We start from the raw sequence: 18,226 nt of genomic DNA on the forward strand, positions 1-18,226 counted from the left end.
CACGAGCACAAGACAACTCACTGACCCCAAACAGCCAACCCGCCGCGGCTTGACAAACATAGGAGCATCGAGCGGTTTCACCGGAGTCTGCGCGCGGAGTTCCTTTCTACCGCAGCGCCTTTCCCCAATTTGAAGGCGGCGCAGCAGGCGCTCGATGAGTGGGTGATCGAGTACAACACCGCCCGGCCGCACCAGTCCCTGAAGATGGACACCCCAGCTCAGCGGTTCACCGCATCAGCGCCGGCGGCGGCACCGTCGACCTCCACAGCTGCGCGCGAGCACCAGCGCCAGGGCTCAGATTGGGTCTCGCGGCGGGTCACCACCAACGGGGTGGTGTGCGTGTCGTGGCAGCAGGTCAGTATCGGCCGGCACTGGGCCGGGCAACGCTGCGACGTTCATGTCGACGGGGACCTGCTGAGGTTCTGGGTCGGCGAGCAATTGGTCAAAACCGCAGCCCGCAACAGCACCGGGGCGGTACGAAACAAGAAGGCCTGCCGCACCCGCGAACAGGCCTGACCACCAACACGAGTGTCAAGGATCAACCGAAACAGATCCGTCACCCATCAACCGAAGTTCGACAGGGGCACTTTGCCGGGTCGCTGCGTCGAACGTGTCGCTTGCCGAGATTCCGTCTCGCGTGTCGCCTCGTCAGCCGCCACGCTCGACGTAGGACGCTAGCCCGGCAGGTAGATCAGCCGGGCCATCACCACCGTGATCACCATGGTCAGCGCCAGCAGGGGCACGCCGACCTTCGCGTAATCCGAGAACCGGTAGCCGCCGGGCTCCATCACCAGCATGTTGGTCGGCGACGACACCGGCGTCACGAACGCGGCCGAACAGGCGATGGCGACCGTCATCGCGAATCCCTGCGGCGAGACGTGCAATGCCTGCGCCGCTTCGATGGCCACAGGCGCGATCAGCACGGCGGTCGCCGAGTTCGAGATGAACAAGGCGACCACCGCCGTCACCAAAAACACCACCGCGAGCATGCCGGTCGGACCGAGGCTGCCCAGCGTGTCGACCAGGTGACCGGCGATCAGCGTCGTCGTCCCGGTTTTGGCCAGCGCCGTGGCCAACGGCAGCATCCCGGCGATCAGGACCAGCGTGCTCCAGCTGATCAACCGGTAGATGCTGTCGACGCGAACGCAGCCCGCCCCGACCATGGCCAGTGCCCCGAGCAGCGCCGCATCGGCGCCGGGCAGCCAGCCGAACGCCATGCACGTGACCATCGCGATGAGGATGACCACCGCGGCACGACCCCGGCCCGGTGCCACCAACCGCTGCTGATACTCAGCGGGCAGGTTCAACAGGATGAAGTTCCGGCGCGAATCGCTGAGCCGTTCGATGTCGTCCCAATTGCCGCCCACCAACATCGCATCACCGAAGTCGAGGGTGCGCCCGGGCAGGTCCGCGGTGATGCTCTGGCCACGGTGCCGGACCGCCAGGACCGTCACGTTATGGGCGGCGGCCAGATCGAGCTCGCCGAGCGTCATGCCGATCGACTTCGACTCGGGTGCCAGCATCACCTCGGCCACCCCGACGTTCTGCAGCACTTCGCGACGCTCGTCTTCGGCCCGCGGGCCGGTGACCTGACAGCGCAGGTCGGCCGACACCGCGGCGGTCTGCTGTTCATCGACGAGCGTGAAGACCAGATCGCCTGGCTCGAAGACGGTTTCCGGCCGCGCCGACAGGTATTGCGCCGCGCCGCGGGTGTACTTCTCGAAACCGAGAAGATCGAGGCCGTAACGCTCGCGCAGCGGTTGGCGTTGCGCCGCAACCGATTGCCCCACCAGTGGTGAGTCAGCGGATACGTGCAGCAGGTGCCAGCGGGGCCGCAGCCCGTAGGACGCGATGACGTCGAAGGTGGAGGGTTCCTGCGCGTCGGCCACTCCGGTCCGGTTGCGGCTCAAGAGGTTACGCCCGACCAGGAGCATGAAAACAAGACTGACCGCGAGCGTGACGACACCGAACGGCGTGAAGCCGAAGAAGCCGAGCGTCGGCGTGATGCCGCGCTGGCTGAGGATGCCCTCGATGATGATGTTCGGCGACGACGCGATCGACGTCATCATGCCGCTGATCATGACGGCGACACACAAGGGCATGAGCATGCGTTTGCGGTTCAAACCCGTTGCGGCCGTGACCGTCAGCACCACGGGGATCAGCATCGAGACGATCGCCGACGAGTTCATGACCGACCCGATACCGGCCGACAGGACCATGATCAGCGCAACCAGCCGCGACTCGCTGCGGCCGCCGACCTTGACAACGAACTCACCGAGCCGCTGGGTGATGCCGGTGTTGACCAAGCCCGCGCTGACGATGAATATGCCGGCCAACAGAATCACCACGGGCGAACCGAAGCCGGCCAGCGCCTCGGTCGGCGTCAGCACGCCGGTGCTCATCAACGCGACGACGACCAGTACCCCGACGATGTCGGCGCGCGGACGGCCCCACACGAACAGGCCGATGGCGCCGGCCAGGATGCCTACGACGATCCACATCTGATGAGTCACTGGCGAACCTGAACGACGCCGACCGATACGAACACCCTTGATCAATAACATTCGCCGCCACGGATCGGTCGGAGATGCCGCGAATCCGGAGCGCACGTCGCCGCCACGCCTATGGCCCCAGCACGCATTCGACCGTCGAAAAACTACGCATTGTTCAGGAATTTCCGCAGTCGTACAGTCAAGCTGGCAACCACATTTCTGGAGGTCCAGACATGCCTGTGGACGAAGACAAGCTGAACCAATTTCTCGGCATGGCGATCGGCGACATGGGTGCCGCGATCAGTGCCGGCCTGGTCCTGATCGGGGACCGGCTCGGGCTGTACAAGGCCCTGGCGGCTGGGCCGCTCACGGCCACGCAGCTGGCCGAGAAGACCGGCACCGTGGAGCGGTACGTGCGCGAGTGGCTGGCCAACCAGGCCGCCGGCGGCTACGTCCAGTTCGATCCGGACAGCGGCATGTGGTCGATGAGCCCGGAGCAGGCCGCCTGCCTCGCCGACCCGAACGGCCCCGTCGATATCCCCGGCGCCTACAACATCGTCGAAGCGGTGTTCCACGTCCTCGACCGCACGACCGAGAACTTCAAAACCGGCGCCGGCCTGGAATGGGGCGAGCACCATCCGTGCCTGTTCGCCGGCACCGAGCGGTTCTTCCGCGCCGGCTACAACGCCGAACTCGTCGGCTCGTGGCTGCCGGCACTGGACGGCGCGATCGAACGCCTCGAGTCCGGCGCCAAGGCGGCCGACATCGGCTGCGGCCACGGCGTCAGCACGATCCTGATGGCGAAGACGTACCCGAACTCGACGTTCATCGGCTACGACTACCACCCCGAGTCGATACACGTCGCGACCGAACGCGCGGCGGAAGCCGGGGTGACGAACGCGCGCTTCGAGGTCGCCGATGCAACGAGCTACGCGGACAACGGTTTTGACCTGATCGCGTTCTTCGACTGCCTGCACGACATGGGCGATCCGGTCGGCGCCATGCGGCACACCCGGGCCGCGCTCAACGACGACGGCATCGCGATGATCGTCGAGCCGTTCGCCGGGGATCACGTGCAGGACAACATGAATCCGATCGGCCGCATGATGTACGGCGCGTCATCGCAGATCTGTGTACCGGTGTCACTCGCCCGCAACGGGCCGGCGCTCGGCGCGCAGGCCGGCGAGGCCAGGCTGCGCGACGTCGTCGTCGACAAGAGCGGCTTCACGCGGTTCCGGCGCGCCACCGAGACGCCGTTCAACCTCGTCTTCGAAGCACGGCCGTAACGGCGTCAGGGAATCAGGATGTAGCTCATCCCGGGGATGTGCTGGGTGTCGCGGGTCCACCAGGCGAACGGCCCGCCGTGGGACTCGTTGTTCATCTCGGTGATGTTGATCCAGCGGCCGGACACCGAATTCACCCAGGCCACGTGGCCGTACTGGCTCACCCCGGGCAGTTCGGCGGGGTACACCGCGATGGACCGGGCCTGCGGTTCGTCCACGACCGTCCAGCCGCGGGACCGTGCGGCGTCCGCCCAGACCTTGGCGTTGCCGTGGATGTCCGGGTAGTAGCCCACGTTCTGGTAGGCCATCTGCAGCGCACCCCACGTGCACTGGCCCGGCCAGCCGGAGTTCGAGGCCTGTACCGCGCCCATGGTCCGGGCGGGGCCGGCGTACTGCTGGCCGGCGGGCTGACCGGTCTGCTGACCGTAGGACATGGGGTCGACGTACGACGCCGAGTCGGCGTTGCTCGGGGGCGCCGCCGCCACCCCCGCGCCCGCGATCAGAGCGGCCGCGAGCATGACACCCGCATACGACTTGAAGCTCATTGCGTACATCCGTCCCCCCGATCAAGCGAACGAACCGATGCTTGGATCAAATCACAATTCGGTCACGATTAGACACGAATTCAAAAACATAGCTTGGCAAACTGTCAAGTTTTGCTCAAGACATGCTGATCAGGGGGCCGGCAGAAGTTACCGGTTCAGGCGGAATTGCAGGTTGTTGCGCACTGCGGGCCATTCGACATCGAGGATCGAATACACCACGGTGTCCCGGCGGGAGCCGTCACTGAGCAACTGATGTGAGCGCAGCACCCCGTCGAGCTTGGCTCCGAGCCGCTCAATTGCCGCGCGACTCGCCGAGTTGAAGAAGTGGGTTCGCAGCTCCACTGCTATACAGTCGAGCGCTTCAAAAGCGTGCCAGAGCAGCAGCAGCTTGGCTTCGGTGTTCACCCCAGTCCGCCGAACCGACTCCACGTACCAGGTGGCGCCGATCTCCAGGCGCCGGTTGCGACCGTCCACATTGAGATAGCTGGACGACCCGATGAGCCGGCCGTCGAGCGCGCGCACGACGAACGTCAACCCGGTATCTGGATGCTGCACCGCCAACCGGGCCTGCACCCATTCCGCTGCCGTCGCCGGCGAGGGCGCGGCCGTGAACCACAGCCGGCCCAGGTCTTCATCGGCGGCGGCCTCGGCGATCTCGGGGATGTGATCGGTGGTGAGCGGCTCCAGCGTCACCCACCGCTGCCCCGTCAGCACGACGGGCTCGACGAATCCCATCACGACCGCCAGGCGACGACGGAGGCCAGCACCGACAGCACGATCGCCAGCACCGCCGACACCAGACCGATGTACAGCCCGTACGACGCGACCACCGGGCTGTGCACGTACAGCACGTGATACCAGACCCCGAGCGCCGCCAGCCCGGCCGAAAGCACCAGGGCCACAACGGAAGCCGCGCGCGACGAGAGCCGGCGCGCGGCCATCGTGGCCGCCACGAGCAGGCATGAGGACAACAGGACCATCAGCTGCCCGACACCGAAACCCGGTGGCGGAACAGTGATGTGCCCGACCTTCCCGCCGATGGCGTTCGCGTGCCCCGCCGGGCTCGACAGCCACGGCAACCAGGCACTGACCAACAGCACCAACGCGCACAGCGCGACGATCCAGGCGGGCCGCAACCGTTCCATGACAAGAGCGTATCGACCGTCCGGCAGGCCGACGCAGCTGATCAGCCGTAGCCTCAAGTGCCATGACCGATCTCCCCGATTGGGCGCGGCAGCTGGACCTGTCGCCGCATCCGGAAGGCGGCTGGTACCGCGAGACCTGGCGCAGCGACCTGACCGTCCCCCAATCCGCGCTGCCCGCGCAGTATTCCGGCCCGCGCAGCGCCGGGACCGCGATCCTGTTCCTGCTGCTGCCCGGACAGCAGTCCGCCTGGCACACCGTGCACAGCACCGAGCTGTGGCTGTTCCACCGCGGCAGTCCGCTGCTGCTGGAGGTCGGGCCGGAGCAGGCGACCGCGGACACCGTGCTGCTCGGGGCGGACATTGCGGCGGGCGAACGGCCGCAGGCGCTGGTCCCGCCGGGGCACTGGCAGCGGGCGCGTCCCCGTGACGACGAACCTACCCTCGTGAGCTGTGTCGTGGTGCCCGGCTTCGACTTCGCCGACTTCGCGCTGGTTGGTCAGTAGGCCACATGCAGGGGCACGTCATCGTCTGCGGCACCGACGCGCTGGCCAACCGGATCGCCGAGGGCCTGCAGGCGGCGGGTGCCACCGTCGTGACGATCCACGAACCCGCCGGCCTCAAGGCGGCCATCGTCACCAGCGCCGCCGCCATCGTGTGCGCCGGCGACGACGACGCCGTCAACCTCGAAATCGCGCTGCTGGCAAGGGAACTCAATCCCACAGTCCGGGTGGTGACCCGGCTGGCCAACAGCGTGCTGCGCGCCGCGGTGGCGCAGGACAACGGACCGGGCGCAGTTCTCGACGTCGCCGACCTGGCCGCGCCGTCGGTCGTCGAGGCCTGCCTGGCCCGCACCACCCACACCATCTCGGTGGCCGGCGTGGACTACGTCATCTCCGGCACCGACGCCCCGCGCGACGCCACACTGCGGGAGATGTTCGGTGACCTGGCGCCCGTCGCCGTCGTCCGCGGGGAGAACTCGGACGCGCCTGGCGAGGTGACGCCTTGTCCCGGTAGGGATTTCGAGGTGCGCGCCGGCGACTGGACCGCCATGATCGGCACCGCCGACGAACTCGCGGACGCCGGCATCACGGTGCCGCGTCCGCTGAGCAACCGAACCCACCGCCCATGGCCGCGCCGCGTGATCGACACGCTGCGCGTCCTGCGCGACGACATCAACCCCATCTTCTGGTGGGCCCTCGGCACGTCGATGTCGCTGCTGCTCGGGTCGACGGTGCTGCTGCGCTTCGCCTATCACAACCCGGCCGGCATGAGCTGGATCGATGCGCTGTACTTCTCGACCGAGACCATCGCGACGGTCGGCTACGGCGATTTCAGCTTCATGCATCAACCAACCTGGTTGCGGCTGTGGGGCATTGGGCTCATGTTCGCCGGCGTCACCACCACCGCGATCCTGGTCGCGTTCGTCGCCGACGCGCTGCTGTCCCGTCGGCTCGGCAACTCGTCGGGGCGCCGGCGGGTGCAGCACCTGCGCAACCACATCGTCGTGGTGGGCCTCGGCTCGTTCGGTATCCGGGTGGTCAGCGACCTGGTTGCGGCCGGCTACGACGTCGCCGTCATCGAACGGGACGAGACCAACCGGTTCCTGGCGCAGGCCGCCCAGCTGGATGTCCCGGTGATCTTCGGCGACGCGACCCTGCGCCAGACGCTCGAGCTCGCCCGCCTGGACCGGGCGCGCGCCATCGCGGTGCTGACGCAGGACGACATGGTCAACGTCGAGACCGGCATCGTGCTGCGCGAGATGCTCAGTCCCCGGGTGCTGCCGGAAATCGACCGGCCCGACGTCCCACTGGTGCTGCGGATCTACGACCGCACCCTCGGGGCGGCGGTGGCGGGGCGTTTCGGCTTCGCGCACGTCCGGTCGACGGTCGAGCTGGCGGCCCCGTGGTTCGTCGGCGCGGCGATGGGACTACAGGTGTTGGGCACCTTCTCGGTGGGCCTGCAGTCGTTCATGGTGGGCGGCGTCCACATCGACGCGGGCAGCGCGCTCGACGGGATGCGGATGGCGGAGGTGCCGACGCAGATTCGGGTCATCGCCATCGCGCGAGCGGGCACCACGCTGCAGCGACCGCGGCGCGACGCCCAGCTGTGCGCCGGCGACACCGCGTATCTGGTCGGTCCGTACCGCGAACTGATCGAGACGCTGCTGACCGGCCAGCGGACGCCGTAGCGCCACGTCAGGCCGCGATCATCAGGTCGATGGACAGCTGGTCGCAGATGGCGTGGGTGGTGGGCCAGTCACCGCGCTGCGTCGCGCGGGCCAGTTCCTCGGTCAATGGGCTCTGCACATCCAGTTCGGCGAGCCAGCCCGCGACCGTCGCCGCCAAGCGGTCCGCCGTGACGCCTACGGCGTGACGATCGTGGAGCTGGTCGACGATCTCGTAGGTCGGCCCATCGGTGATAGTCGCGGGGTGCTGGTGCCGCCAGTGGATGTTCATATCGGTAGGAGCACCGAGCGGACCGGATCGGGACAGTTTTTTGCGCCGAAAATGAGCTTGTGTCCGAGAATCCGCGGGATCTTCGGACACAAGCTCAGGCTCGCCGGTCAGTCCTTCAGCGACGACAGGTTGAACGCCGCGCCCGTCGGGTCGGTGACGGCCGCGAGCCGGCCGTACGGGGTGTCCTCGGCGGCGCGCACCACAGAGCCGCCGTTGGCGGTGATCAGTTCGATGGTCTTGTCGACGTCGTCGCTGCCGAGGAAGACGTTCCACGTGGAACGGTCCAGGCCGGGAATGACGGAGCCGTCCATGACGCCGATCAGCGGCTCGCCGTCGAAGATGGCGTTGCTGTAGCGGAACTCGGGGCTGTCGGCCTCGACCTGCAGCTGCCAGCCGAACACCGTCGTGTAGAACTCGGTGGCCTTGGCGAAGTCGGTTGTGGTCAGCTGGAACCACACCGGGGCACCCGCCTCTTCGTACGCCTCGAAGCCCTGGTGGCCGGTCGGCTGCCACAGGCCGAAGAACGCGCCCGTCGGGTCGGTCAGCATGGCCATCCAGCCCTTGTCGGGCACCTCCATGGCCGGGATGCAGGTGGTGGCGCCGGCGGCGACCGCGGCGTCGATCGTGGCCTGGATGTCAGCTGTGTGCAGATACACGGTCCAGGCGTCGGGGGCGTTCCACGCCGGGTCGCTCGCCATCATGCCGCCGACGTAGCGGCCGTCGCGCCGGGCGTTGAGGTAGCCGCCGTAACCGGGCCCGGGGTTTTCGTAGTCCCAGCCCAGCACTGTGCGGTAAAACGCCTGGGCGCCGGCCACATCCGAGGTGGCGAGGTCGATCCAGACGGGCGCGCCCAGCGGGGTTGCGGTACGAGTGGCCATGGTGTTCTCCCTAGACGAGTGACTGGGTGGTCACCGATACAGACAAGCACCCCGCCGAAAACTCATCGCGGCGGCGTCGACAAGAAAGCCGACATGAAAAAGGTGGCGAGAATTCGCGAATTCTCGCCACCTTCGTCTGACGGGCCTACACCGACGCGAACAGCGCCTTGAACTTCTCCAGTGACTGGTGGATGTCGGACCGCAGTGCGGCCGCCACCACCATGCCGATGGGCCCGAACAGGGCCGGACCGCCGAGGTGGATGTCGAACGCCACGTTCGAACCCGCTTCGGCCGGCGTGATCTTGGCCATCAACTTGACCCGGACCCCACCCTTGCCGACACCGTTGAGAGTCAACGATCCCGGCGGGTTGTAGTGCACGATGGTCCAGTCGACCCGGTTCAGCATGCCCTTGACCTCGACGACGGACGAGATCTGCGTGCCCTTCCCCAAGGTCTCGGGCAACGGGCTGCGCCACATCCGGTGGATGGACAGCCAGTCGTCATACCGGGAGAGGTCCGACGCTGCCTCCCAGGCCTTTTCGGGCGACAGCGGTACTTCGATGGAACTTGCGAGTTTTGCCATGGCTACTGCTGTTCTTGCGTCCCCTCGGCAGGAGCCTCAGCGGCAGGCTGGTCCCCTGCGACGGCCTTCTTCGCCGCCTCCTGAGCGCTGTCGACAACGCCCTTGAACTTGCCTTCGGTCTTCTCGTCGACGATGTCGCCGACCTTCTCGATAGCGGCCTCGACCTTGTCGGCGTTCTGCGCCGCCAGGTCCTTCACCTTGTCCAGAAATCCCATGATTCCCACCCTATCTATTGCCGGATTGTCCGGTGAACGTGCTCATTCTTCATTGGTCGTCGGTTCGCCACAACCGGCGCGGCTCGCCCAGCCAGCGACCCTGCAGCCACCACAGCACCTCGATCGCACCGGCGCCCACCAGCCCGATTCCGACGGCCGCCGAGGTCAGCGCCAGGTTCGACGGATCGAGCATGAACTGTTGCTGCGCCCAGGGAATCGAAAAAATCACCACGTATGCCAACGCCGACGCCGCGACCAGCACAACGCGCCACCACTGGTACGGCCGTGCCACCACCGCCAGCACCCACACCGCCGACACCAGCAGCGTGATCAGCGCGGCGGTGGACGCCTGGTTCTGCTCGACGGTGTCGGCGTACTTCCCGTGGTAGGCCAGCAGGTACGAGGCGAACGTCGCGGCACCCACCACCAGGCCCGACGGCAGCGCGGCCGTCATCACCCGGCGCACGAAACCGTGGTGGGCCCGTTCATTGTTCGGCGCCAGCGACAGGATGAAAGCCGGGATACCGATGGTGAACCACGCCGCGATGGTGACGTGGATGGGCTGGAACGGATACAGCACCGGCTCGGTGCCGAAGAACCTGGCGGACAGGCCCGCCAGCCCCACGAGCACGGCCAGCAGCACCGAGTAGACCGTCTTGGTGAGGAACAGGTTCGAGACCCGCTCGATGTTGCCGATGACCCGGCGGCCCTCCCCCACCACATACGGCAGGGTCGCGAACTTGTTGTCCAGCAGGACGATCTGCGCGACGGCCCGCGTCGCCGAGCTGCCCGACCCCATCGCGACGCCGATGTCGGCGTCCTTGAGCGCCAGCACGTCGTTGACGCCGTCGCCCGTCATCGCGACGGTGTGGCCGCGGGACTGCAGGGCATGCACCATGGCACGCTTCTGGTCGGGCCGAACGCGGCCGAAAGTGGTGTATTCGCTGACGGTTTCGGCCAGCTGCTCGGGATCGTCCGGGAGCCGGCGGGCGTCCAGCGTCTCGCCATTGAGGCCGAGCGACCCGGCCACGGCGCCCACCGACACCGCGTTGTCACCGGAGATCACCTTGACCGAGACATGTTGCTGCGCAAAGTAGTCCAGCGTCTCGCCGGCATCGGGGCGGACGCGCTGCTCGAGGGTCACGAGCGCCGCGGGGGTCACTTCCCCGGGTGCGTCGGGGGCGTCGACGGGACGGTCCGAGGAACCGAGCAGCAGCACCCGCAGGCCCTGGGCGCCGATCTGTTCGGCTTGCTCGGCCTCGGGTGAACCGGCCGCGAGCAGGACGTCGGGCGCGCCGAGCACCCAGTTGCCGTGCTCGCCATAGGACACCCCGCTCCACTTGGTCGCCGATTTGAACGGCGCGTTCGCGGTCTGGGTCCAGCCCGGTGGCAGCTTGTAGGCCTCGGCGATGGCGGCCATGCTGGCATTGGGCCGGACGTCGTCGGCCGCCATCTGGGCCAGCACCGCCGCGGCGTCGTCAGGGGTAAAGGTGCTCAGATCGCTTACCCGCATGCCGTTTTCGGTCAGCGTGCCGGTCTTGTCGGCGCACACCACGTCGACGCGGGCCAGGCCCTCGATGGCCGGCAGCTCCTGCACCAGGCATTGCCGCCGGCCCAGCCGGACCACCCCGACGGCGAATGCCAGCGACGTCATGAGCACCAGGCCTTCGGGCACCATCGGCACCAGCGCACCAACCGTCCGCAGTACCGACTCTTTCCAGCCCACGCCGGTGACGGTGAACAGCTGGGTGTAGATGATGAGCGCCCCGGCCGGCCAGAGCAGGTAGGTGATGAACCGCAGAATGGTGTTGATACCGCTGCGCAGCTCGGACTTCACCAGGGTGAATTTGCTTGCCTCGGCAGCCAATTGGGCCGCGTATGCCGCGCGACCCACTTTCGTGGCGCGGTAGGAACCGCTCCCGGCGACGACGAAGCTGCCCGACATCACGGTGTCGCCGACGGCCTTGTCGATGGCGTCGGCCTCACCGGTGAGCAGTGACTCGTCGACCTCGAGGTTGGCGGCTTCCAGCACGACGCCGTCGACCACGATCTGGTCGCCCGGGCCGAGCTCGATGACATCGTCGAGCACCACCTCGCCGGCGGGCCGTTCCTGGGTACCGGACTGCCTGCGCACCAACGGTTTTGCCTGTCCGACGATGGCCAGCCGGTCGAGGGTCTGCTTGGCCCGCAGCTCCTGGATGATGCCGATGGCGCTGTTGGCGACGATCAGCAGCCCGAACAGTCCGTTGATCACCGAGCCCGTCGCGAGCACGATCAGGAACAGCGTCCCGAGGATCGCGTTGATCCGCGTGAAGACGTTGGCGCGGATGATCTCCGAGACGCTGCGGGCCGCCCGCGTCGGGACGTCGTTGGTGTGGCCGGCGGCGACGCGCTGGGCGACCTCGTCATCCGACAGTCCGCTGAGATCCGTCGTACGTTCCGGATCGTCGACAGTCACCCGTCATTCCCCCACCGAGTCGGGATTTGTGCACGAAAATCCGCGGCAGGCGCGGAAAATCGTGCACAAATCGCTATTGAGACGGCCGCCACCACTCATCCAGCCCCGGCAGCCGCGCCGGTTCCAGCCGTTGACCCGGCATGGGCACGGCCACGTCCACCGATTCGTCGCGCGCGGCGGCGATCATCCGCTCGACCGGCTCGGACCACGGGTGTGGCGCCAGCCGGAACGTCGCCCAGTGGATCGGCACCAGCAGGCCGCTGTCGGTCACATCGCGGTGCGCCCGTACCGCGAACTCCGGGTTCATGTGGATGTCCGGCCAGCCCGGGTGGTACGCCCCGATGGGCATGAGGGTCAGGTCGAACGGGCCGTAGTCGGCGCCGATGTCCGCGAAGCTCTTGGTGTAGCCGGTGTCGCCGCCGAAGAAGGCGCGATGCTGCGGGCCGATCAAGGCCCACGACGCCCACAGGGTGGTGTTGCGGGTCAGGAAGCGTCCCGAGAAGTGCCGGGCCGGGGTGCAGACCAGGGTCAGCTCGCCGAGCGCGGCGCTCTGGTTCCAGTCGAGTTCGACGATCCGCTCGGCCGGGATGCCCCACCACCGCAGGTGCGCGCCGATACCCAGCGGCACGAAGAACTTGGCCCGCTGCATACCCGCCAGCTGCGTGACGGTGTCGATGTCGAGGTGGTCGTAGTGATCGTGGCTGATGATCACCGCGTCGACGGCCGGCAGCGCCTCCAGCGGCGCCGGCACCTCGTGGAGCCGCTGCGGTCCGACCCGCCGGGACGGGGAGCATCGTCGGCTCCACACCGGGTCGGCCAGCACGCGGTAGCCGTCGATCTCGATGAGCGCCGAGGAGTGCCCGAACCAGGTGACCGCCAGGTCGCCCGCCGGGAGGCCCGGATCGGGCACCACCAGCGGAATGGGCATCGGCGGACGCTGCAGCGCGCTGCTGGCCAGCAGGTCACGCACCAGCCCGGCCTGCTGTTCGCGGCTCAGTTCGGTGCCCGACGGCGGCTCGAGGTTGACGAACACCCCGTCGTGATAGTTGGGCGAGTTCGCCGCCACCGCGTTGATGTCCACGGGGCCGGCGCCGAGTGCGGCGGGCGCGCCATTGAGCGCCCGCAACACCCAGCCGCCGGCTGCTAGCGCCGCCGTTCCCCACATCAGCCGCAGTGCCCGTCGCAGCATCAGGCGCCCTGGAACCTCGGCGCCCGCTTCTCGAATCGGGCCACCTGCGCCTCGATCACGTCGGGGCTGGCCCAGGCCTTGTTGAACATGCGGGTGTGTTCGCCGCGGACGGTGTCGTAGGCACCGTCGTCGTTGAGGACGCGCTTCGAGTGCGCCAGCGACAGCGGCGCGTAGCCCGCGATCTCGGCGGCCCAGGCCTGCGCGTCGGCCAGCGTGCCGGTGCGGTTGATCATGCCGGTCTGCAGGGCGGTGTCGAAGTCGAGGCGCTCGGCGGCGAGCAGCATGGCGCGGGCCCGGCCGTGGCCGACCAGCGACGTCAGCCGGCGGATGCTCCAGTTGTCCAGCGCCAGTCCGTATTTGGCGATCGGGAACTGGAAGTACACGCCCGGTGCGGCGACCCGCAGGTCGCAGATCATGGCCAGGATGACGCCCGCGCCGATCGCGGGACCGTTGAGCGCCGCGATGATCGGGATCGGGCTGGCGTCGATGGCCAGGTTCAGGGCCAGCGCCTTGTCCGGCAGTTCCCTGGCCACCCCCTCGGCGTCGGACAGGTCGGCGCCCGCGCTGAACACGGTGCCCTGCCCGGTCAGCACGATGGCGCGGGTGTCCGCCGGCGAGGCCTTCTCGATTTCTTCACGTACGCCGTCGACGAGCGCGGCGTTGAGCGCGTTGCGCCGCTCGGGGCGCTGCATTTCCAGGGTCAGGACATTGCCGTCCCGGGTCACTCCGATCATTGGGCCAGCCTAGGCGGTGCGCCGATCGAGCGCCGAGCCGCGTTGCGGAGTAGCGCCGGTGTTCAGGTGCGACGATTGGCGCGTGCCGCCCAGTCCACCCGAGCAACCCCGGGCGAATCAGTTCGCCCATCTGTTGACGCTGGTCGCGGCCAACGCGATCCCCGCGGTCGGCTGGTTCACGCAGGAGTGGTCCGCGGCGACGACGTTGATCGTCTACTGGTTCGAGACCGTCGCCGGATTGCTGTTCATCTACGCCCGCGGCGTCCTGCAGCAGCGGTGGAACCCGCGCCGCGGCCATTTCCGGTACGAAGCGCCGCAGTCGAAGGGTCCGCAAGGCAAGCCCGGTTCGTTCATCAAGGGGTTCTTCTTCATCAACGCGGTGTTCTGCGCGGCGCACGGCGTCTTCATCGCGGTGATCCTGCTGATCCTGACCCACAACGGGAACGCCGAGCTCGTCGGTCTCGACTGGCGCAGCGCGGGCATCGGCTGCCTGCAGATGCTCGTCATCGTCGCCGTCGATTTCCTCGTCGACGTGCCGTACCTGCGCCGCTGGTCATTCGGCGTGCTCGAGCAGACCGCCAATCGCAGCTTCGGGCGGGTCGGGGTGGTGCACCTCGCGCTGATCTTCGGCATCTTCGCCGCCGCGGTGACCAACTCACCCGCCCGGATGTTCGGGGTGTTCGTCGTGCTGAAGACGCTGTACTCGCTGAGCACCGCGCTGCCGATGTACGAGCCGGCCACCCCACCGAAGTGGCTGAGCCGGGCGATGAACCGCATTCGCCGCGAGCCGGAGGGGCAGCGGTTCGAAGACATGTGGGTGAAGGATCAGGCCGCCGAGATCAGACGCCGGACGCGAAACGACGAAGTGTGGACCGGGGCCGGGCGGTAGCCGATTAGCCTGACCGGGTGAGTCGGACCGGAGCCCGTCAGTTCTTCGACGCCATCCTCGACGACGGATCGTTCCGCAGCTGGGACGGACCGCCGCTGGAAGTGGCCGTCACCGACGATTACCGCGCCGAGCTGGCCGACGCGACGCTGCGCACCGGGCTGGACGAGTCCGTCCTGACCGGTGAGGGCACCGTCTCCGGTCGGCGGGTGGCCGTGTTGGCCTGCGAGTTCGACTTCCTGGCCGGCTCGATCGGGGTGGCCGCGGCCGAGCGGATCACCGCTTCCGTGCAGCGCGCGACGGCCCTCGGCTTGCCGCTGATCGCTTCGCCGTCCTCGGGCGGGACGCGCATGCAAGAGGGCACCGTCGCGTTCCTGCAGATGGTGAAGATCGCCGCGGCCGTCGAGCTGCACAAAAAGGCGCACCTGCCGTACCTGGTGTATCTGCGGCATCCGACGACCGGCGGGGTGTTTGCGTCGTGGGGATCGCTCGGGCACCTCACCGCGGCCGAACCGGGCGCGCTGATCGGGTTCCTCGGGCCGCGTGTCTACGAGCACCTGTACGGCGAGCCGTTCCCTGACGGCGTGCAGACCGCCGAGCACCTGTTCGCCCATGGCGTGATCGACAGCGTCGTCCCGCTCGACAAGCTGCGCGGCGTCGTGAATCGGGTTTTGACGGTGGTCGCGGACCCGCCCGACCCAGGGATTTGTGCACGAAAATCCGCGGTGGGCGCGGAAAATCGTGCACAAATCCCTGAAGTGCCGGCGTGGGAGTCGGTGGAGGCGTCGCGGCGCGCGGACCGGCCGGGCGTGGATTACCTGCTGGCACACGGGGCGACCGACCGGGTGCTGCTGTCCGGGACCGGGCGCGGCGAATCGGGGACGACGCTGCTGGCGCTGGCCCGGTTCGGCGGGCAGCCCGCGGTGGTGGTCGGTCAGCGCCGGGTGATCGGTGGTCTCGTCGGGCCGCGCGCGCTGCGGGAGGCCCGCCGCGGCATGGCACTTGCGGCCGGCTTGCAGCTGCCGCTGGTGCTGGTGATCGACACCGCCGGGCCCGCGCTGTCTCGGCAGGCCGAGGAGGACGGGCTGGCCGGCGAGATCGCGTTGTGCCTCGCCGAACTCGTCACGCTCGATACGCCGACGGTGTCGGTGCTGCTGGGTCAGGGCAGCGGTGGGCCGGCCCTGGCGATGGTCCCGGCCGACCGGGTGCTCGCCGCGCAGAATGGCTGGCTGGCTCCGCTGCCGCCGGAAGGCGCGAGCGCCATCGTCTACCGCGACGTCGACCATGCCCCGGAACTTGCTGCCGCGCAAGGTGTTCGGTCCGCGGATCTGTTGACGGCCGGCATCGTCGACGTGATCGTGCCCGAGGAAACCGACGCCGCCGACGACCCGGCCGGGTTCACCGCGCGGATGTCTGCCGCCATCGCTGCCGAGCTGCACGCGCTGCACACCGTGCCCGCGGCACAGCGGCTCGGGGTGCGGCTGCAGCGCTACCGGCGGATCGGCGTCCCCGACAGCTGATCAGGCCTCGTCGAGATAGCGCTGCAGCGTCGGCGCGAGCCAGTGGACGAGGTCGCCGTCGCTCATCGCGACGATGGGCGGCAGCTTGAGCACGAACCGGCACATCGCCATGCCGAGCACCTGAGTGGCGATCAGCCCGGCGCAGCGTGCGGGATCGGTGGGTTCGAGCCGCGCGATGGCGGGCCGCAGCTGGTCGGCGAAGATGCTCTGCATGCGCTGCGCCGCATCGGCATTCGTGGTCGACGAGCGCAGCAGTACGATCAGCCCCTCGTCCTGCGTCCAGCGGTCGAGGAAATGCGCGACCAGCGCGGCCCCGAGTTCGGTCTTCGGGACGTCGGACAGGTCGGGGAAGCGCAGGTCGAATTCGGCTGCGGCCGCGAACAATTGGTCCTTGTTGCCGAAGTACCGCATCACCATCGACGGGTCGATGCGCGCGTCCGCGGCGATGGCCCTGATGGTCGCCGCCTGGTAACCGGTCGTCGCGAACCGCTCCCGGGCGGCGGCCAGGATCACGGCCTTGGTCTCTTCTGACGATCTGCGCATGCCAACAACTGTATGCCAACACTTGTTGACTTCGATGCCGAAACGCGTAACCATGGTTATGCCAACAACTGTTGGCATACGCGGAAGGAGACGCAGATGACCGACACCGATGTCCTGATCGTCGGAGCAGGCCCCACCGGACTGGCCCTCGCCGCCGCCCTGCAGGCCCGCGGTGTCGACGCCCTGGTGGTCGACCGCCTGGCCGCGGGCGCCAACACGTCACGCGCCGCGGTGGTGAACGCCCGCACGCTGGAGGTGCTCGAAGAACTGGCCGTCTCCGAACACCTGGTTGAGCTGGGCATTCCGGCTCCACGGTTCACCATCCGCGATGGCCACCGCACCCTGATCCCGGTCGACTTCAGCACGCTGCCGACCCGCTACCCCTACAGCCTGATGGTGCCGCAATGCACCACCGAGCAGGTGCTGCTCGACCGCCTGGCCGAGCTCGGCGGCAAGGTGATCCGGCCGAAGACGCTGACCGGCGTGACGCAGGATGCCGACGGCGTCACGGCGCAGTTCGAGGACAGCGACGTCATCCGGGCGCGGTACCTCGTCGGCGCCGACGGCATGCACAGCGTCGTGCGGGAGCAGGCCGGAATCGGGTTCAGCGGCGGGCAGTACGGGCAATCGTTCGCCCTGGCCGACGTCCGCCTCGGCGGCGATGTCACCGACGACGAGGTGATCCTGTTCTGGGCGTCCACCGGGCTGACGGTCGTCGCGCCGCTGCCCGGCGGCACGTACCGGATCGTGGCGCCCGTCGACTCGGCGCCCGAGGAGCCGTCCGTCGCCTTCGTCCAGAACCTGCTCGACACCCGCGCCTTCGGGCCCGGCCGGGTGACGGTGACCGGCGTCGAGTGGGGCTCCCGGTTCCGGGTGCACCACCGGGTCGCCGACAGCTACCGGGCCGGCCGGGTACTGCTCGCCGGCGACGCCGCCCACGTCCACAGCCCCGCCGGCGGCCAGGGCATGAACCTGGGTATCCAGGACGCGCTCGCGTTGAGTGCAGCCCTGGCAACTGCTTTGGCGACGGGACGCGACGCGGTACTCGACGACTACAGCGCGGCCCGACGCCCCCTGGCGCAGCAAGTCGTGACGCTGACCGACCGCCTGACCCGGCTGGCCACCTTGCCCGCACCGGTCCGCCCGATCCGGAACCTGGCGATCGGGCTCGCGGGCCGCGTTCCTGCCGTGCGAAATCAGTTGGCGTGGCGGCTCTCCGGGCTCTCCAACCGCTGAGCGGTCCTCGACAGCGGAAAGCCGGGCCTGGTCTTCGGGGGTGACCAGGCCCGGCAGCTCATT

The 18,226-nt window shown here is 68.3% G+C and carries 18 protein-coding genes and 1 pseudogene; 7 read left to right on the forward strand and 12 right to left on the reverse strand.

What is annotated here, in order from left to right; all coding sequences use genetic code 11:
- Positions 1–66: 66 nt before the first annotated feature.
- Positions 67–516, forward strand: a pseudogene (locus ACJH6I_RS21995) (integrase core domain-containing protein); the annotation flags it as partial.
- A gap of 158 nt (positions 517–674) precedes the next feature.
- Here ACJH6I_RS21995 and ACJH6I_RS22000 read toward each other — a convergent pair.
- Positions 675–2,513 (reverse strand): SLC13 family permease, encoded by a 1,839-nt coding sequence (locus ACJH6I_RS22000; RefSeq protein ID WP_406784486.1) that lies wholly within the window; start codon positions 2,511–2,513, stop codon positions 675–677.
- Positions 2,514–2,725: 212 nt separating this feature from the next.
- On the opposite strand from ACJH6I_RS22000, the gene ACJH6I_RS22005 reads away from it, so the two are divergent.
- Positions 2,726–3,778: a class I SAM-dependent methyltransferase gene (locus tag ACJH6I_RS22005; protein WP_406784487.1), complete on the forward strand. Its 1,053-nt coding sequence runs from the start codon at positions 2,726–2,728 to the stop codon at positions 3,776–3,778.
- A 5-nt stretch (positions 3,779–3,783) separates the two neighbouring features.
- Here the strand turns inward: ACJH6I_RS22005 and ACJH6I_RS22010 are convergent, their stop codons facing one another.
- The 3 genes from ACJH6I_RS22010 to ACJH6I_RS22020 all read right to left on the reverse strand — a co-directional run bounded on the left by ACJH6I_RS22010 (position 3,784) and on the right by ACJH6I_RS22020 (position 5,465).
- Positions 3,784–4,320: a CHAP domain-containing protein gene (locus tag ACJH6I_RS22010; protein WP_318986754.1), complete on the reverse strand. Its 537-nt coding sequence runs from the start codon at positions 4,318–4,320 to the stop codon at positions 3,784–3,786.
- 147 nt (positions 4,321–4,467) lie between these two features.
- Positions 4,468–5,058: a GNAT family N-acetyltransferase gene (locus ACJH6I_RS22015; protein WP_406784488.1), complete on the reverse strand. Its 591-nt coding sequence runs from the start codon at positions 5,056–5,058 to the stop codon at positions 4,468–4,470.
- Entirely contained in the window at positions 5,055–5,465 is a 411-nt protein-coding gene (locus ACJH6I_RS22020; protein ID WP_226520670.1) for a hypothetical protein, read from the reverse strand. Before ACJH6I_RS22020 ends, ACJH6I_RS22015 begins: the two co-directional genes overlap by 4 nt.
- A gap of 62 nt (positions 5,466–5,527) precedes the next feature.
- On the opposite strand from ACJH6I_RS22020, the gene ACJH6I_RS22025 reads away from it, so the two are divergent.
- Positions 5,528–5,968 (forward strand): cupin domain-containing protein, encoded by a 441-nt coding sequence (locus ACJH6I_RS22025; RefSeq protein WP_226520669.1) that lies wholly within the window; start codon positions 5,528–5,530, stop codon positions 5,966–5,968.
- Between the two features lie 5 nt (positions 5,969–5,973).
- On the forward strand, positions 5,974–7,653 hold the full coding sequence (locus tag ACJH6I_RS22030; RefSeq protein ID WP_226520668.1) for an NAD-binding protein: 1,680 nt from the start codon (positions 5,974–5,976) through the stop codon (positions 7,651–7,653).
- Between the two features lie 7 nt (positions 7,654–7,660).
- Here ACJH6I_RS22030 and ACJH6I_RS22035 read toward each other — a convergent pair whose 3' ends face one another.
- From ACJH6I_RS22035 to ACJH6I_RS22065, 7 genes are all read right to left on the reverse strand, one after another.
- Positions 7,661–7,921 carry a hypothetical protein gene (locus ACJH6I_RS22035; protein ID WP_212813138.1) on the reverse strand — a complete coding sequence of 87 codons (261 nt, stop codon included), beginning with the start codon at positions 7,919–7,921 and terminating at the stop codon, positions 7,661–7,663.
- A gap of 107 nt (positions 7,922–8,028) precedes the next feature.
- Positions 8,029–8,799, reverse strand: coding sequence for a VOC family protein (locus ACJH6I_RS22040; protein WP_406784489.1), 771 nt, complete (start codon positions 8,797–8,799; stop codon positions 8,029–8,031).
- Positions 8,800–8,944: 145 nt separating this feature from the next.
- Positions 8,945–9,382 (reverse strand): SRPBCC family protein, encoded by a 438-nt coding sequence (locus ACJH6I_RS22045; RefSeq protein WP_406784490.1) that lies wholly within the window; start codon positions 9,380–9,382, stop codon positions 8,945–8,947.
- A 2-nt stretch (positions 9,383–9,384) separates the two neighbouring features.
- A complete protein-coding gene (locus ACJH6I_RS22050; protein ID WP_020098938.1) occupies positions 9,385–9,597 on the reverse strand; it encodes an antitoxin in 213 nt (70 codons plus the stop codon).
- A gap of 49 nt (positions 9,598–9,646) precedes the next feature.
- The gene (locus ACJH6I_RS22055) at positions 9,647–12,055 is read right to left on the reverse strand and encodes an HAD-IC family P-type ATPase (RefSeq protein ID WP_406784491.1); all 2,409 of its coding nucleotides are present in this window, start codon (positions 12,053–12,055) and stop codon (positions 9,647–9,649) included.
- A 73-nt stretch (positions 12,056–12,128) separates the two neighbouring features.
- On the reverse strand, positions 12,129–13,244 hold the full coding sequence (locus ACJH6I_RS22060) for an MBL fold metallo-hydrolase (protein ID WP_406784492.1): 1,116 nt from the start codon (positions 13,242–13,244) through the stop codon (positions 12,129–12,131).
- Positions 13,244–13,978 carry an enoyl-CoA hydratase gene (locus ACJH6I_RS22065; protein ID WP_061006583.1) on the reverse strand — a complete coding sequence of 245 codons (735 nt, stop codon included), beginning with the start codon at positions 13,976–13,978 and terminating at the stop codon, positions 13,244–13,246. The genes ACJH6I_RS22060 and ACJH6I_RS22065 overlap by 1 nt, the downstream gene beginning before the upstream one ends.
- Positions 13,979–14,060: 82 nt before the next feature.
- Between ACJH6I_RS22065 and ACJH6I_RS22070 the strand changes: the two genes are divergently transcribed.
- Both ACJH6I_RS22070 and ACJH6I_RS22075 read left to right on the forward strand, forming a co-directional pair.
- Positions 14,061–14,867, forward strand: a complete 807-nt coding sequence (locus ACJH6I_RS22070) for a DUF6498-containing protein (RefSeq protein WP_406784493.1) — start codon at positions 14,061–14,063, stop codon at positions 14,865–14,867.
- A 17-nt stretch (positions 14,868–14,884) separates the two neighbouring features.
- Positions 14,885–16,384, forward strand: a complete 1,500-nt coding sequence (locus ACJH6I_RS22075) for a carboxyl transferase domain-containing protein (RefSeq protein WP_406784494.1) — start codon at positions 14,885–14,887, stop codon at positions 16,382–16,384.
- Here ACJH6I_RS22075 and ACJH6I_RS22080 read toward each other — a convergent pair whose 3' ends face one another.
- Positions 16,385–16,927, reverse strand: coding sequence for a TetR family transcriptional regulator (locus ACJH6I_RS22080; RefSeq protein ID WP_406784495.1), 543 nt, complete (start codon positions 16,925–16,927; stop codon positions 16,385–16,387).
- Between the two features lie 96 nt (positions 16,928–17,023).
- Between ACJH6I_RS22080 and ACJH6I_RS22085 the strand changes: the two genes are divergently transcribed.
- Positions 17,024–18,163 carry an FAD-dependent monooxygenase gene (locus ACJH6I_RS22085; protein WP_226520658.1) on the forward strand — a complete coding sequence of 380 codons (1,140 nt, stop codon included), beginning with the start codon at positions 17,024–17,026 and terminating at the stop codon, positions 18,161–18,163.
- The last annotated feature ends 63 nt before the right edge of the window (positions 18,164–18,226 follow it).

Origin of the sequence: Mycobacterium sp. SMC-13 (genome assembly GCF_045311035.1) — a bacterium.
GTDB lineage: Bacteria > Actinomycetota > Actinomycetes > Mycobacteriales > Mycobacteriaceae > Mycobacterium.

Coding starts and splice junctions, on each gene's coding strand:
- ACJH6I_RS22005 (WP_406784487.1), top strand. CDS start 2,726: ATGCCTGTGGACGAAGACAAGCTGAACCAATTTCTCGGCATGGCGATC.
- ACJH6I_RS22010 (WP_318986754.1), bottom strand. CDS start 4,320: ATGAGCTTCAAGTCGTATGCGGGTGTCATGCTCGCGGCCGCTCTGATC.
- ACJH6I_RS22020 (WP_226520670.1), bottom strand. CDS start 5,465: ATGGAACGGTTGCGGCCCGCCTGGATCGTCGCGCTGTGCGCGTTGGTG.
- ACJH6I_RS22025 (WP_226520669.1), top strand. CDS start 5,528: ATGACCGATCTCCCCGATTGGGCGCGGCAGCTGGACCTGTCGCCGCAT.
- ACJH6I_RS22030 (WP_226520668.1), top strand. CDS start 5,974: ATGCAGGGGCACGTCATCGTCTGCGGCACCGACGCGCTGGCCAACCGG.
- ACJH6I_RS22035 (WP_212813138.1), bottom strand. CDS start 7,921: ATGAACATCCACTGGCGGCACCAGCACCCCGCGACTATCACCGATGGG.
- ACJH6I_RS22040 (WP_406784489.1), bottom strand. CDS start 8,799: ATGGCCACTCGTACCGCAACCCCGCTGGGCGCGCCCGTCTGGATCGAC.
- ACJH6I_RS22045 (WP_406784490.1), bottom strand. CDS start 9,382: ATGGCAAAACTCGCAAGTTCCATCGAAGTACCGCTGTCGCCCGAAAAG.
- ACJH6I_RS22050 (WP_020098938.1), bottom strand. CDS start 9,597: ATGGGATTTCTGGACAAGGTGAAGGACCTGGCGGCGCAGAACGCCGAC.
- ACJH6I_RS22060 (WP_406784492.1), bottom strand. CDS start 13,244: ATGCTGCGACGGGCACTGCGGCTGATGTGGGGAACGGCGGCGCTAGCA.
- ACJH6I_RS22065 (WP_061006583.1), bottom strand. CDS start 13,978: ATGATCGGAGTGACCCGGGACGGCAATGTCCTGACCCTGGAAATGCAG.
- ACJH6I_RS22080 (WP_406784495.1), bottom strand. CDS start 16,927: ATGCGCAGATCGTCAGAAGAGACCAAGGCCGTGATCCTGGCCGCCGCC.
- ACJH6I_RS22085 (WP_226520658.1), top strand. CDS start 17,024: ATGACCGACACCGATGTCCTGATCGTCGGAGCAGGCCCCACCGGACTG.